Origin of the sequence: Streptomyces sp. NPDC059256 (assembly GCF_042753785.1) — a bacterium.
Lineage (GTDB): Bacteria > Actinomycetota > Actinomycetes > Streptomycetales > Streptomycetaceae > Streptomyces.
The window spans coordinates 35,822-50,363 of sequence record NZ_JBHYZO010000010.1 but is presented as its reverse complement, the minus strand read 5'-3'; the positions used below and the strand labels follow the sequence as shown (position 1 = coordinate 50,363).

Here is a 14,542-nt window from a genome sequence, read left to right as displayed (position 1 = left end):
CCAGCCATGAAGGCCCCTGTGGCAATCGGCCCCGACACTGCGGGGGCCACGCGTTCCCGCTGGCGGGACCGGTTCCGCGTCAACGCGGGAGGCGGTCGTGCCACCGCCGTCATCGGTGGCGTCATCGTCGCCACCACCGTCCTCGTCGCCGTCCTTGCGCCGCTCATCGCCCCGTACGACCCCCTCGACACCAATCCGTCGTCGGTCGGTCTCGGACCCTTCAGCGACGGCCATCTGCTCGGCACCGACGAAGTCGGTCGGGACATCCTCAGCCGACTGATGTACGGGGCCAGGCTCGCCCTGCTGGTCGCGGTCCTGCCGACGCTGCTGGCCCTGGTGGTCGGCGGCTGTCTCGGACTGCTCTCGGGCTATGTGGGCGGCTGGCTCGACAGCACCCTGATGCGGATCTTCGACGTGATGTTCTCGTTCCCGGGCATCCTGCTCGCCCTGGGCATCAGCGTCGCGCTCGGCCCCGGCATCACCTCGATGATCATTGCGATGGTCGTGGTGACGGTCCCGGAGTTCGGACGGATCGTGAGGGGCTATGTCGTCGCCCTGCGCGAAGAGCAGTACGTGGAGGCGGCCGGCGCCCTCGGCTACGGACATCTGCGCATCGCCCTGCGGCACATCACCCCCAACCTCCTGGGCGGTGTGGTCGTCTTCGCCACCCTCCAGACCGGTCGCAACGTCATCCTCAGCTCAAGCCTCGCCTTCCTGGGCCTCGGAGCCCAGCCCCCGACCCCCGACTGGGGACAGATGCTCAGCGGTGGGCGCGCCCTGTTGGTGACGGCACAACACGTCGCCACCATCCCCGGTCTCGCGATCGTGGTGCTCGCGGTCGGGTTCAACCTCCTCGGGGACGGCATCCGCGACCGCCTCGACCCGCGCACCCGGCAGTCCCGGGCGGCACGCGGAAGCAAGCCCACGCTACGGACCCGGTGGAGCCGGTCATGAACAGTCCTGGAGATTCGGCATGCTGACCTTCACCCTGCGCCGCGCCCTACAGATGCTCCCGGTCATCCTGGGCGTCACCATCGCCACCTTCGGCCTCGGCCAGATCATCCCCGGAGACCAGGCGAGCGCACTGCTGGGCCCGAGCTCCTCGGAAGAGGACCGACAGGCGCTCCGCGAGGACCTCGGACTCGACGAGCCAGCGCTGTCGCGCTACTTCAGCTATCTCGGCAGTCTCTTCAGCGGGGATCTGGGGCGTTCGCTGTCCTTCGGGCGACCCGTTTCGGAAGTGCTGTCCGAGCGTCTGCTCAACACGGTTCTGCTCTCCGGCACCGCCATCGTGGTGGCGGCCGTGGTCGGTGTCGCGATCGGCACCTGGGCCGCGCAGAAGCCGGGTTCGGCCCGTGACCGCGGGCTGACGGTGGGGGTCCTGTTCTTCAACTCCGTACCCTCGTTCTGGTTCGGACTGGTGCTGATCGTCGTCTTCTCCCTCCAGTTGCGGGTGCTTCCCGCCACCGGGATGACCTCGATCGGTGGGGGCGGTGCCCTGGACGTTGCCGCGCACATGGTGCTGCCGGTGATCACGCTCGCGGCCTGGTCGCTCGCCGTGATCGCACGGATGACCCGCTCGGCGGTGCTTGAGGTGATCGGCAACGACTATGTGCGGACCGCCAGGTCCCGTGGCGTCGGCGAGTTCCGCGTCATCGTCCGCCATGTGCTGCCCAACGCCATGCCTTCGGTCATCACCGTCATCGGCCTCCAGGCGGGCTTCCTGCTGAGCGGCGCGGTGCTGACCGAGACGGTGTTCTCCTGGCCCGGCATCGGACTCGCGCTCCACCAGGCCATCTCCACCCGGGACATCCCGCTCGTCCAGGGCGGAATCCTGATCATCGCCATCGCATTCGTACTGATCAACTTTCTGGTCGACGTGCTCCAGGCGTACTTCAACCCCAAGATCAAACTGGCGTAGAGGGAGGGATCACCATGACCATTTTGGAAGTAGAGCACCTCAAGGTCGCCTACCGCGGCCAGGACGCACGGCACAGCACCCCCCTGGAGACCGTGCGCGACGTGTCCTTCAGCGTGGCGGCGGGCGAGTCGCTCGGAGTCGTCGGCGAGTCGGGCTGTGGCAAGAGTCAGACCATGTTGGCCGTGCTCCGCATGCTCGGGAGCAGTGGAGTCGACATATCGGGCCGTGTCGACTTCGACGGCAAGGACCTCACCTCGCTCACCCCGCGGCAGATGCGGGCGGTCCGCGGTTCGGGCATCGGACTCGTCTCCCAGGACGCCCTGTCCGCCCTCAACCCCGCCATGACCATCGGCGCCCAGATGGCCGAACCCCTCATCCACTACGACGGGTTCAGCCGGCGGGCCGCAGCCGAGCGGTGTGCCGAGCTCCTGGACATGGTGGGCCTTCCTTCGGCCCGTGAGCGACTGCGCAACCATCCGCACGAACTGTCCGGTGGAATGCGCCAGCGGGTACTGATCGCGATGGCGATCAGTCGCAACCCCCAGGTCCTGATCGCGGACGAGCCCACCACCGCGCTCGACGTCACCATCCAGTCGCAGGTGCTCCAACTCATCGACCGGCTCCGCAAGGAGCTCCAGATGGCGCTGATCCTCATCACCCACGATCTGGGTGTGGTCGCCGGCATCACCGATCGCATCGCCGTGATGTACGCGGGACGGATCGTGGAGCTGGCACCCACCACGGCGCTGTTCGACACGCCCAGCCACCCCTACACCCGCGCCCTGATGGAATCGATCCCGCGGATGGACCGCGACCGCGTGGAACACCTCCCCGCGATCCCCGGGTTTCCGCCCGACCCCGCCGCACCCCCGCCGGGCTGCGCGTTCCAGCCCCGTTGCTCGGTCGCCCGCTCCGAGTGCGCGGAGTCCGTACCTCCGCTCCTGCGCCCGGCCGAGGCAGTCCCCGGGCACTACGTCCGCTGCCCGTTCACCTCCCCGGCGCTCGTCGGTGCGGCTGACCGAGGAGAGAGCGCATGACAACCGAGACATCCCCGGCCGACGCCGTCGTCGTCGAGGACCTGGCGGTTCGCTTCCCGATCCGCACCGGAGTGCTGCGCCGGGTGACCGGCACCGCGCACGCCGTCGACGGGGTGTCCTTCACCGTCCCCGCACGGAGCATCGTCACCATCGTCGGGGAGAGCGGCAGCGGGAAGACGACCACGGGACGCGCCCTGGTCGGACTGTCGCCGATCGCCTCGGGGCGGGTCCGGGTGGAGGGCGAAGAACTCGCCGAACTCCGTCGCGACAAACGGCTCCCACGGCTGGCCCAGATCGTCTACCAGGACCCGTACGCGAGCCTCAACCCCCGGATGACCATACGAGCGATGATCCGCGAGGTCATCACCGTGCACCGCACGGTCGACCGGGAAGCGGTCTCGGAGCGGGTCGAGGAACTGCTGGGTCAGGTGGGCATCCGTCCCGAACTCGCCGATCGCTATCCGCACGAACTCTCCGGCGGGCAGCGGCAACGTGCGGCGATAGCCCGTGCGCTGGCGGTGGAGCCCCGCTTCATCGTCTGCGACGAGATCGTCTCCGCCCTCGACGTCAGCATCCAGGGGCAGATCGTCAATCTGCTCAAGGACCTGCGTCGGGACCGCGACGTCAGCTTCCTCTTCATCTCCCACGACATGAGCGTGGTGCGGCACATCTCCGACCAGGTCGTGGTGATGTACGGCGGGAAGATCATGGAGAGCGCTCCGTGCGACGAGTTGTTCTCCGCGCCGCGCCATCCGTACACCCATGCGCTGCTCGGTGCCGTTCCGGTTCCCGACCCGCGCTCCCCCGGCCTCAGAAGCGGCATACGAACCCGCGCAGAACCGCCGGACCCCGCCGCTCCGCTGGCGGGATGTCGCTTTCAGCGGTCGTGTCCCTTCGCCACCGACGTGTGCCGTGAGGGTGACTCGCCCCCGCAGGTGTCCGTCGGCACCTCGGGCCACACCGTGGCCTGCCACCACTTCGACACACCGGCCGTTCGCGAAGCCCTGTCCCTGGAAAGGACCCCCGCGCCATGACCTCCCCCACCCCCACCGCCGAGGACTACACCTCGCACACGCAAGGCCGACGCCGGGCACCCGCCGGGACCGTCGTGCCCCTGGTCGATCCGGCGACGGGAGCGGTCTGGGCCCGGGCGCACCAGGATCCCGACGCCGTCGACGACGCGGTCCGCGGCGCCCGTGAGGCGTTCCTCGCACCGTCCTGGGGAGGGCTCCCGGCGCACGCCCGCGCCGATCTGCTGTACCGCCTCGGGGACGTACTGGTCACCCACACCGATGAACTGGCGTCGTTGGAGACCCTGGCCAACGGCAAACCGTTGGCGGCCACCCGCGGTGAAGTGGGCGCGCTGGCCCGTTGGTACCGCTACTTCGCGGCGGCGGCCGAAACCCTGGAGAGTCGCTCCCGTCCGCTCAGCGGTACCGCCGCGGCCCTGATCACCCATGAACCGTTGGGAGTGGTGGCCGCGCTCACGCCGTTCAACGGCGCCCTCTCACTGGGCTCGTGGAAGCTCGCGCCCGCCCTGGCCGCGGGCAACACGGTGATCCTCAAGCCCCCGCCGCAGGCTCCGGCGTCCTCCGTCCGGCTCGCCGAACTGGCGTTGGAAGCGGGATTCCCGCCCGGGGTGGTCAGTGTGGTGATCGGCGGTGCGGAAGAGGGGCAGCGGCTGGTCCAGCACCCCGATGTCGCGATGGTGACCTTCACGGGGAGCACCGCGGTCGCCAGGACTCTCGGTGCGCAGGCGGCAGCTCAGATGAAACGTTACGTCTGTGAGGCGGGCGGGAAGTCGGCACACATCGTCTTCGCCGACGGAGATCTCGACGCCGCCGTCATCGCCGCCCGGCAGGGCGCCTTCTCGGCAGCCGGGCAGACCTGTGTGGCGGGCTCCCGCATCCTCGTCCAGCGCGAGGTGTACGAGGAGTTCCTCACCCGCTATGTGGACGCGGTGGCGCGGCTGCGCGTCGGCGATCCGCGTGATCCCCGCACCCACATCGGACCGGTGGCTTCGGCCGCGGCGGTGGAACGCATCGAATCCCTGGTCGACGACGCCCTGAGCCGCGGGGCCAAGGCGGCAACGGGCGGTCGACGGGCCACCGTCGCCGATGCGGAGGCCGGATTCTGGTACGAGCCGACCGTGCTGGTCGACGCGGATCGAGAGCTCGCGGTCTGCCGTGAAGAGGTGTTCGGCCCGGTGGTCACCGTCCATCCGTTCGACACCGAGGACGAGGCCGTCGCGATCGCCAACTCCGTGGAGTTCGGGCTGGCAGCGGGCTTCTGGACCGCGGACAGTGCGCGGGCGCACCGGGTGGCCAAACGCTTGGAGGCCGGTGTGGTCTGGGTGAACACCTACCGTCTGCTGCACTGGAGCGTGCCGTTCGGCGGCTACAAGCAGTCCGGCATCGGGCGTGAGAACGGCGTCGAGGCGGTCGCCGAGTTCCTCCAGACGAAGTCCGTCATCACCGAGCACGGCACACCGGCGGACCCCTTCGGCGACTGACCACGGCCAGCACGGCACCGTGCCGTCGCCCCTCTCCCGACACCGAACAGTAAGGAAGTACCGATGGAGTTCCTCGTCAACATCCGGATCTCATGGCCCGATGGCATGGAGCCCGAGCGCAAGGAGTCGATCTCCGAGGCCGAACGCCTGCGGGCGGCCGAACTCGTGGATGCAGGGCATCTGGTGCGCATGTGGCGCGTACCCGGGCGCACGGAGAACTGGGGACTCTGGCGGGCCGCGGATCCCACCGAGATGCACACCATCATCTCCTCCCTGCCGGTGTGGCCGTGGATGGACGTCACCGTCCACGCCATGGCCACCCATCCGGTTGATCCGGGACCGGTGGCCTGAGATCGCACGGAGCGTGGTGCGGGCGGCTGTGTCCCGCCGTGTCGCAGTCGCCCGCACCCGCTCCACGATCACTCACGCACCACCCGTTCGCATGCGAGTGTTCGTCGACGGCTGTCCGCACCCCGGTGAATCCGCTTGTTCGGGGCCGGCCCGCTGTCTACGATCTGCCCTTCCTTGTGTCAACGGGCCGCGCGCCCGAGCAGCGCGGCGCCGAGTGCGTACGAAGGAGGGGTTCGGCTTGTCCCAGACGAGCGACGTCATCACCCTGGTCCACCGGGTGCTCGGCCCTCGGGTCGTCGGTGTGTACTCCCACGGTTCCGCGGTGCTCGGCGGGTTGCGTCCACACAGCGATGTCGATGTGTTCGTACTCATCGCCGAGCGGACCACGGACGCCGAGCGGCGGGAGTTGGTCGACGGTCTGCTCCTCCTGTCGAGCCCCGACGCCCGAACCGGTGTACGCCCCGTGGAACTCACCGTCGCCGTACGGTCCGATGTGCGGCCGTGGCGCTATCCGCCGCGGCGGGAGTTCCAGTACGGCGAGTGGTTGCGCGACTCCTACGAGGACGGTTGGACTCCCTCGCCGACGTCGGACCCCGATCTCGCCCTGCTGATCACGATGGTGCTCCAGGCTGACAGTCCGTTGTCCGGTCCGTCACCGGGAGAGGTCCTCCCGCCCGTCCCGCGTGAGGACATCGTCAAGGCGCTGGTGGCGGGGGTGCCCGAGTTGCTCGACGAACTGCACTCCGACACACGCAATGTGGTTCTCACCCTCGCCCGAATCTGGTTGACCCTGGAGACCGGCACCATCGGTTCCAAGGAGGCCGCGGCCGACTGGGCACTCCCGCGGCTGCCGTCCGATCACCGGCCCGTACTCGTCCATGCATGCGCGGTGTACCGGGGAGACACCGAGGAGCACTGGGGCGATTTCACGGCGCAGTTGGAGCCGTTCGCGGCACGGATCGTCCAGGCCATCAACACGCTGGTCGACGACGCGGCCGAGCGGTGATCGAGCACCTTCGTCCGAGGTGGGGACACGAGCGGTGACGGGTGCACGGGGTTGTGCCAGGGGTACGGGGTTGTGCCAAATGGTACGAGGTTGTGCCAGGGGTCACTGTTCGCTCCAGCCGCACACCTTCGCCTTCTGCACCGGTTCACTGGTGATCTGTCCATCGAGTCCGGTGACCAACTCGTACTCGATGGAGACCGTCACCTGACCGTCGTAGAAGGACGCTTCGCCGCTCATCAGGCTGAACTCGCCGCTGTAGCGGCCGTCAGCGGATGTCGCCTCCACCACCTGGGCCGATACGGAGTAGCCGCGACGCAGCTCGATGGTGTTGGTGCCGTCGGAGAATGCCTTCGGGGACTGGTCGGAGGCGGGCAGTGTGTAGGAGGCGCAGTTCCCCACCGGCTCATCGGCGGCATCCGCGCCGCTGGTGTCGCTGCTGTCGGTGTCACTGGCGCTGCCGCTGTCCACCGAGGTGTCGGAGGAGGAACCGCCCGTCGTGTCGGGTGCGGATGACGACACCGATGTGTCTCCGTCCGAACCGTCTCCACCGCCGTCGTCGCCACAGCCGGTCAGCAGTTGCACGGTGAGCAACACCACGGCCAGGAGCCCGAAGGACATCGGGCGCCGGTTTGGATTCATTGGTTCCCCCCAAAGAACGGAATCGACGAGCGGTGTCCCCTGTTGTACGGATCGAACGACCAGGGCGACAGATCATTGCCCGACGATGCGTCAGGAACCGTCCACCGGAACTCGGCCACACCATGCGATGTCCGTAGGTGAATTCATCCCTGGGTGTCCGCACATCATGACCGATGTCGTACATGGGCAACGGCGAGAAGTCGGCTGGTGCAGCGCGCTTCCCCCGGGCCGCAGCCCCACCGCGGTTGGCCGGCGGTGCGGCAACCCTTCGTACCCCGGCCCGAGGTCCATGGCCGGGGTACGAAGGGTTGCCGCACGGTCACACCAGTGCACGGGATCCGGCTGACCGCTCCCCGGACTCGGCGAACTGTGTCCGGTACAGCTCCGCGTACCGGCCCTCCAGTGCCAACAGGCTCTCGTGAGTGCCGCGTTCGACGATGCGTCCTCCCTCCACGACCAGGATCAGATCCGCAGCGCGTACCGTCGACAGCCGATGGGCGATCACCACGGCGGTACGGTCCTCCAGGGCTTCGGCGAGCGCCGCCTGCACCGCCGCTTCCGAGGTGTTGTCGAGATGGGCGGTGGCCTCGTCGAGGATGACGACGCGCTGCCTGGCCAGCAGCAGCCGGGCGATCGTCATCCGTTGGCGCTCACCGCCCGACAGACGGTAGCCGCGCTCCCCGACGATCGTGTCGAGGCCCTCGGGCAGTGCCCGTACCAACTGGTCGAGCCGAGCGCGGCGCAGTGCGTCCCAGAGGTCGTCCTCGGACGCCCCGGGCCGGGCGAGAAGCAGATTGTCGCGCACGGATTCATGGAAGAGGTGCCCGTCCTGGGTCACCATGCCCAGGGTGGAGCGCAGGGATTCGGCCGAGAGATCGCGCACGTCGACCCCACCGATGCGGACCGCGCCTTCGTCCACGTCGTACAGCCGAGGCAGCAGGCTGGCCAGGGTGGACTTGCCCGCCCCTGAGGAACCAACGAGGGCCACGGTCTGCCCCGGCTCCACCCGGAAGGAGATCCCCCGCAGGACCTCTTCGCCACCTCGGGTGTCGAGGGCGGCGGTCTCCTCCAGTGATGCGAGGGACACCTTGTCCGCGGAGGGGTAGCTGAACCGCACATCGTGGAACTCCACCGACACCGGTCCGTCGGGCACCGGCCGTGCGTCCGTCTTCTCTTCGATCAGCGGCTTGAGGTCGAGGACCTCGAAGACCCGCTCAAAGCTGACGAGTGCGCTCATCACCTCGACGCGTGCACCGGCCAGGGTCGTCAGGGGTGCGTACAGCCGGGTCAGGAGCAGTGCGAGGGAGACGACGGCGCCGGGTTCCAGACTGCCCCGCAGGGCGTAGTAGCCACCGAGGCCGTAGACGAGTGCGAGGGCTAGGGCGGAGACCAGGGTGAGCGCGGTGACGAAGGCGGAGTAGGCGAGGGAGGTGCGGACGCCGATGTCACGCACCCGATCCGCGCGGGCGGCGAATTCACGCGACTCGTCTCCCGGCCGTCCGAACAGCTTGACCAGGGTCGCGCCCGGTGCGGAGAACCGCTCGGTCATCCGGGTGCCCATGGCCGCGTCCAGTTGGGACGCCTCGCGCCGTAGCCGTGCCATCCGGGTGCCCATCAGTCGAGCGGGCACCACGAACACCGGTAGCAGGACCAGCGCGAGCAGGGTGATCTGCCAGGACAGGGTGAGCATGACGACGAGTGTGAGCACCAGGGTGACCAGGTCGCTCACCACACTGGACAGGGTGTTGCTGAAGGCCCGTTGGGCACCGATCACATCGTTGTTGAGCCGGCTGACCAGCGCTCCGGTGCGGGTGCGGGTGAAGAAGGCGACGGGCATCCGTTGTACGTGGTCGAAGACGGCACGTCGCAGATCGAGGATCAATCCTTCGCCGAGGGTGGCGGAGAGCCAGCGTTCCACCAGGCCGAGGGCGGCTTCGGCGACCGCTATCACCGCGATGAGCAGGGCAAGTTGGACGACGATTCTCGATTCGCCACCGGAGACGATGACATTGACGACGCGTCCGGCCAGCACGGGTGTGGCCACCGCGAGCAGTGCGGTGAGGACGCTGAGCAGCACAAACTGGAGGATGCGACGACGGTGCGGACGGGCGAAGGCGGCGATGCGGCGCAGCGTGGCACGGGCGAAGGGGCGCCGTTCCTGCTGGGCGTTGACGACGGACTGGACCTGTGTCCAAGCGGTGACTTCGATGCTCATGAGCACGAAGGTAGAACCTCAAGTTTAGTTGAGGTCAAGGCTCGACTTCGTGCGTGCGGCCGGTTCGTCGAGATGTCCGGCTGCCGTTCGCCAGGCGGAGGTGACCGCTTCATGGGCACGCGCGGTGGGGAACGGGTGCTCGTCCGACACCAGGACGGACGCCCCGATGTGAACGTGGAGCGCAGGCCGGCGCAGCGGCGCGGTGATCGCTCCGGCGATCTGCTTCAGCCGGCTCCCCGAGGTGATCCGTCGGGCACCCGCCTGCCCCAGGGGGATGATCGGGGCTCCGGTGCGCTGCACGAGCCGGGCCAGTCCACTGCGGAAGGGCTCCGGGGCGGCTTCCGCGACGTCCCTGCGTCGCGGCAGACCGCCTTCACCGTAGATCAGGACGATGCGGCCCCGGGCCAGCGCTTCGGCGGCACCGTCCAGGGCATCAGCGGCTCGACGGTCCCTCCGGTACACGGGTATGTGCCCCTCGCGGGTGAGCGCCCGGCCGAGGAGCGGTATGCGCCAGAGGCCCGCAGCGGCCATGATGACCGGCTCTATCCCCAACTGACGTAGAGCGGCGACCACGACCACGGGGTCGGCCAGCGAGGTGTGGTTGGCGGCGATGATGCTGCCCGGCGCGAAGTCGGTGTCGGCGTCGACGGTGACCGACAGACGACCGAAGGCGGGCACCAGGGTGCCGGCGAGACGGCTGAGCATATGCGGGTCCTCGGGGTCTCGAAACGATGTGGTCCCCATCGTCGCCCGAGCCACCACTTCGGACGTGAGTACGAGTACTCAACCCGCTCGTCCCACTTCCACGGACAGAACTGGGGTGTTGGGGAGCGATGGGGGGTCAGGTCTTGATGTCGGTGGGATGCTCCTACACAAGACGCGGGGCGAGTGGCTCCGGTTGCTGGGCGCGGTCGTCGTCGCCGTCGCCGTCGCCGTTGTCGTTATCGCACCACGGGCACCAGGGGCCGTACTTGCTGTGGTGGTAGTCCTGAAGGGTGATGAGGAGCAGGAGGACCAGCGCGCACTCCTGGAGGACGATGCGCAGGAGCCCGGAGGTGAACAGCACACCACCCGTCGTCGCCATGACGCAGACCACGGCGACGGTCGTCATGAACCCGGAGCCGTAGAGGATGTGCCCGGCGCGCAGGGGGACGCGTACGGACGGGGAGGCCGCCCGCTCCTGCGGGTTCAGGGCCCGAGGAGCGCGGTCAACTGGTGATGTGCCCGCTGGGCATGGCGATGCCGAACTGGGCGTCCACGGAGTGCACCGTCAGACCGACCTGCCGTCCGCAGAGATTGACGGAACCGCCGACGGCGGGCCCCGACGGTGTCCCACGGGCGATCCACACGCACCCGTCGGCGTTCTCGCCGGGGATGCCCACGACGGTTTCCGCCCGACCGTCCCTGTTGAGGTCGGCGAGATGGACCGTCGAGCCGAAGAAGTCGTACCGCTCGGAGGCTCCCGGCAGGCCCACCGTGTTCTGTGTGTAGCCGACGGCCTTCACCGTGGTCAGTCCCCGGGCCGAGCCCCGCAGTATCGCGACCGAGCCTGCGGACGGGAGTGTGCCCACCGCCTCACTGGACGAGCCCACGATGACATCGGCGTACCGGTCTCCGTTGATGTCCGCCACGCTCAGGGCCTCGCCGAAGAAGTCGGTGTGCTCCGCCGTACCGGGGACACCGGCGGTGTCCTGGTGGAACACCTTGGGGCGTTGGGTAGTCGCGATGCCCCGGGCGCTGCCGTGGAGGACCTGGATCTCTCCCCCGCGATGGGCCGCACCGCTCTGCCCTTCGAGGTAGCCGTCGTCGGGTATCCCGGTGATCAGATCTCCGAAGCCGTCGCCGTTCACATCGCCGACCTGTCCGGTGTGACCGTCCGCGTGGGGCAGTCTGGTGAGGACACCGGCAGTCGGGCCGAACCCGTCCAGGTACACCGGCCCTCGCAGATCACCGGCCACTGAACCGGGCAGCCAGAACCGTTCGGCCTTGCCGTCGCGGTTCACATCGCCCATCACCACCCCGCGGACTCCTCCGGGTACTGCCAGTCGCGTGCTGGAGCGGGGTTTGCCCGCGCGGGTGAACGGACCGGTGTACGAGGAGCCCTCGCAGAGGGACGCGACGCTCACTTCGGGAGCGCCGTCGCCGTTGGTGTCGCCCGTGGCCAGGTTCACTCCGAAGGCGCAGTAGGTGTCACCGTTGCCGAATCCGGTGGGCGGGGTGATGTCCGCTCCGCCCTTGAGTCCACCCGGGCCGCCCCACACGACGGTGAGCGAACCGGATGCCGTACGGGTGCTCACTGCTTCCTGTGGGGTGCCCACCAGCAGATCGGCATAGCCGTCGCGGTCGAGGTCCGCGCTGGCGACGGCGGAGCCGAAACCGTCCCCGCGCTCGGCGGTGCCCGGTATTCCGGCGCTCGCCTGCGTGATCACCGAACGTCGGGCGGTGCCCACGGATGTGGCGGACCCGTAGAGGACCACGACCGCGCCCGCTCCTGTCACGGTGCCGTTGGCCGCTCCGGACGCGCCGATCGCCAGATCGCGGTAGCCGTCGCCGTTGAAGTCGTCCTGGACGGACTTGGTGTTCGCCCCCCGGTAGGGGGTCGTCGCGGATGCCGTGGGGATGAGGGTGAGTGCCAGCGCCGTGAGCACGGGCACGGCGATCAGTGGTCTGCGCACGGGGACTCCTTGAGCGGAGGGGAGAGACGCATCGACTCGCGCGGACTCCGTACGGCTGGCGTCCACGGGCAGCCAACCACCTTGGACGGAAGGCTACTTGTCCACCTGGACGGATGAGCCATGCCAAAGGTTGTACGGCAGTCGAGGGCTCACCCGGTGGGCAGCCCCCGGCGCTGCCCACCCGCTGCGGTCCCACGATCGGCCGCTCCACCGACCGAGGCACGCTCCCTGAGCACATGCCCATGCCCCGTTCAACTCCCAGGAACGGGACTCGAAGGCGGGGCCAGGCCGTACGACTGCTCGTCAGACAGTCGTGAGCCAGGGATAGCGCGCGATGTCGGCATCGCCGTAGTCCGGGTCCAGGTAGATGTGGAGCCGCTGGATCTTTCCGTCCCGGATCTCGAACACATTGCAGAATCGTCCGCCGAGCCCTTCGGTGGCACGCCACTGCGTTCCGTCGGCCAGGACGCCGTGCGTGGTCCCTTCCACTATCAGGAAGTCCCCCTGGGCGATGTAGTTGAAGTACGCGATCTCGTGCACCACCGAGCGGAACAGCACGAAGATGTCACCAAAGAGGGCTCTGACCTCCTCAAGACCCCTGGCAGGTGTGTGCTTCGGGAAACACACGTAAGCATCGTCCGCGAAGAGGTCGAGGAAGTCCTGTCCGGCGTCCATGCGTTTGAAGTAGGCATCCGCTACGGCCCGGGGAGAGGGGTGCGAAGTGCTGTCGCTCATGACGGTGTTCCTTTCGGGAGAAGGCATCGGTGTCGGTGGAGAAGGGACGGCAGAAAAGGGGCGGCGCAGAAGGGGCGGCGGGCGTCCGCTTCCGGGCATCGCGCCCGGCTGCCGCGGGGTTTCCGGCGGAACGGCCGCCCGGTGACGCCCGTGGTCAGGCGAGGTGCATTCCCGCGTCCACCACGAGGTTGGCACCGTTGATGCCACGGCATTCGAGGAGGAACAGGGTCGACTCGACGATGTCCTCGGCGCTGGGGAGGCGCTTGGCCGGGGTGCGCTGGCGCATCGCTTCGAACCACTCGGTTCGCACCTCGTCCGCGTCGTCCACGGCGGCCGTTCCGGTGACGATGCCCGGTGTGATGGCGTTCACCCGCACCGGGGGGACCTCTACCGCGAGGGAGTTGACCAGGCCGATGATGCCGGCGTTGGCCATGGAGATGGTGGTCGACCCGGGTACCGGACGCCACATGGAGAGCCCGCTGAACATCACCACGGACGCGTCGTCGGTGAACTTCGGCAGGGCCTCGTGCACCGCCGTCGCATAGCCGACCGTCTTCATCAAGGTCGTACGGGCACAGTCGTCCGGACGGAAGTCGGCGATGGTGTTGAAGTCCCGGTCCAAAGCGGTGAGCACGAGGTGGTCCACACTGTCCATCTCGGCGAACAGCTGCTTGATGGAGCTCCAGTCCGTGAGTTCGCAGACGGCGCCGGCGGCGAGGGGGCCGAGTTCCTCGGCTCGGGCCTGTACCGATGCCTTGTCGCGTCCGGTGATGGTGACGCGCGCACCGCGTGCCAGACACGCCTTGGCGACCTCGTACCCCAGCCCTTTGGTGCCGCCGATGACGACGACGTGACTACCTGATCCGATCATGAGTGGTGCCCTTCGCTTTCGGCGCGAGAAGTTGTGGTGTGGGGACGACGAGGAACCGTACGGTTACGCACCATGGCGGCGGCGCTCACGAGCCGCTCTGGCGATGGCGATCGACCCGGTGACCAGGCCGAGTGCCAGAGCCGCGGCGCCCCAACCCGCGCCGGACAGCTCCTCCCACCCCAGTGCGTGATCGAGCGACCACTCCCCCGGGCCGGTGAATCCGAGCCCGAGTGCGAGCCCGCCGTACACCAGCGGGAGTTCGTAGCCGCCGCTCTGGGCCCAGAGTCCCTTCGACACATTGACCGAGCCCGCGACCAGCATCGTGCCGAGTGCAACGGCAGCGCCCAGGGGTGTCAGCAGCCCGAGGACGATCAGTGCCGCCGCGACCAACTCGCAGCCGGCGGCCAGCAGGACCAGGGGCTTGCCTGGGCGGAATCCCCAGGTCTCGAAGACCGCGCCGGTGCCTTCGGGGCCGTGGCCCCGGAACCATCCGAACATCTTCTGTGCGGCATGGCCGAAGAGGAGGGCTCCGAGGAGCACTCGCAGGAGGAGCAGGCCGATTTCCATGATGGTTCTCCTT

Annotated in this window: 15 protein-coding genes; 7 read left to right on the top strand and 8 right to left on the bottom strand. The window is 68.6% G+C overall.

What is annotated here, in order from left to right:
* The first annotated feature begins 6 nt into the window (after positions 1 to 6).
* The 7 genes from ACFXJL_RS21895 to ACFXJL_RS21865 all read left to right on the top strand — a co-directional run bounded on the left by ACFXJL_RS21895 (position 7) and on the right by ACFXJL_RS21865 (position 6,827).
* Positions 7 to 954, top strand: a complete 948-nt coding sequence (locus tag ACFXJL_RS21895; protein ID WP_358879657.1) for an ABC transporter permease — start codon at positions 7 to 9, stop codon at positions 952 to 954.
* Between the two features lie 19 nt (positions 955 to 973).
* Positions 974 to 1,921, top strand: coding sequence for an ABC transporter permease (locus tag ACFXJL_RS21890; protein ID WP_329025275.1), 948 nt, complete (start codon positions 974 to 976; stop codon positions 1,919 to 1,921).
* A gap of 14 nt (positions 1,922 to 1,935) precedes the next feature.
* Positions 1,936 to 2,958 carry an ABC transporter ATP-binding protein gene (locus tag ACFXJL_RS21885; protein ID WP_358879658.1) on the top strand — a complete coding sequence of 341 codons (1,023 nt, stop codon included), beginning with the start codon at positions 1,936 to 1,938 and terminating at the stop codon, positions 2,956 to 2,958.
* Positions 2,955 to 3,992, top strand: coding sequence for an ABC transporter ATP-binding protein (locus ACFXJL_RS21880; protein WP_384638402.1), 1,038 nt, complete (start codon positions 2,955 to 2,957; stop codon positions 3,990 to 3,992). Before ACFXJL_RS21885 ends, ACFXJL_RS21880 begins: the two co-directional genes overlap by 4 nt.
* Positions 3,989 to 5,470 carry an aldehyde dehydrogenase gene (locus ACFXJL_RS21875; RefSeq protein WP_384694834.1) on the top strand — a complete coding sequence of 494 codons (1,482 nt, stop codon included), beginning with the start codon at positions 3,989 to 3,991 and terminating at the stop codon, positions 5,468 to 5,470. The genes ACFXJL_RS21880 and ACFXJL_RS21875 overlap by 4 nt, the downstream gene beginning before the upstream one ends.
* 63 nt (positions 5,471 to 5,533) lie before the next feature.
* Entirely contained in the window at positions 5,534 to 5,821 is a 288-nt protein-coding gene (locus ACFXJL_RS21870; RefSeq protein ID WP_358879661.1) for a muconolactone Delta-isomerase family protein, read from the top strand.
* Between the two features lie 238 nt (positions 5,822 to 6,059).
* A complete protein-coding gene (locus ACFXJL_RS21865) occupies positions 6,060 to 6,827 on the top strand; it encodes an aminoglycoside adenylyltransferase family protein (RefSeq protein ID WP_384694831.1) in 768 nt (255 codons plus the stop codon).
* A 102-nt stretch (positions 6,828 to 6,929) separates the two neighbouring features.
* Here the strand turns inward: ACFXJL_RS21865 and ACFXJL_RS21860 are convergent, their stop codons facing one another.
* The 8 genes from ACFXJL_RS21860 to ACFXJL_RS21825 form a co-directional block, all read right to left on the bottom strand.
* Positions 6,930 to 7,445: a hypothetical protein gene (locus ACFXJL_RS21860; protein WP_384694830.1), complete on the bottom strand. Its 516-nt coding sequence runs from the start codon at positions 7,443 to 7,445 to the stop codon at positions 6,930 to 6,932.
* A 340-nt stretch (positions 7,446 to 7,785) separates the two neighbouring features.
* On the bottom strand, positions 7,786 to 9,681 hold the full coding sequence (locus tag ACFXJL_RS21855; RefSeq protein ID WP_384694827.1) for an ABC transporter ATP-binding protein: 1,896 nt from the start codon (positions 9,679 to 9,681) through the stop codon (positions 7,786 to 7,788).
* A gap of 24 nt (positions 9,682 to 9,705) precedes the next feature.
* Positions 9,706 to 10,386, bottom strand: coding sequence for a lysophospholipid acyltransferase family protein (locus ACFXJL_RS21850; RefSeq protein ID WP_358879665.1), 681 nt, complete (start codon positions 10,384 to 10,386; stop codon positions 9,706 to 9,708).
* Positions 10,387 to 10,549: 163 nt separating this feature from the next.
* Positions 10,550 to 10,792 (bottom strand): hypothetical protein, encoded by a 243-nt coding sequence (locus ACFXJL_RS21845; protein WP_384694824.1) that lies wholly within the window; start codon positions 10,790 to 10,792, stop codon positions 10,550 to 10,552.
* 97 nt (positions 10,793 to 10,889) lie between these two features.
* Positions 10,890 to 12,356 (bottom strand): hypothetical protein, encoded by a 1,467-nt coding sequence (locus tag ACFXJL_RS21840; RefSeq protein WP_384694821.1) that lies wholly within the window; start codon positions 12,354 to 12,356, stop codon positions 10,890 to 10,892.
* A gap of 303 nt (positions 12,357 to 12,659) precedes the next feature.
* Positions 12,660 to 13,091, bottom strand: coding sequence for a nuclear transport factor 2 family protein (locus tag ACFXJL_RS21835; protein WP_358879668.1), 432 nt, complete (start codon positions 13,089 to 13,091; stop codon positions 12,660 to 12,662).
* A gap of 154 nt (positions 13,092 to 13,245) precedes the next feature.
* A complete protein-coding gene (locus ACFXJL_RS21830) occupies positions 13,246 to 13,962 on the bottom strand; it encodes an SDR family oxidoreductase (RefSeq protein WP_358879669.1) in 717 nt (238 codons plus the stop codon).
* A gap of 63 nt (positions 13,963 to 14,025) precedes the next feature.
* Entirely contained in the window at positions 14,026 to 14,529 is a 504-nt protein-coding gene (locus tag ACFXJL_RS21825; protein WP_358879670.1) for a DoxX family protein, read from the bottom strand.
* Positions 14,530 to 14,542 lie beyond the last annotated feature (13 nt).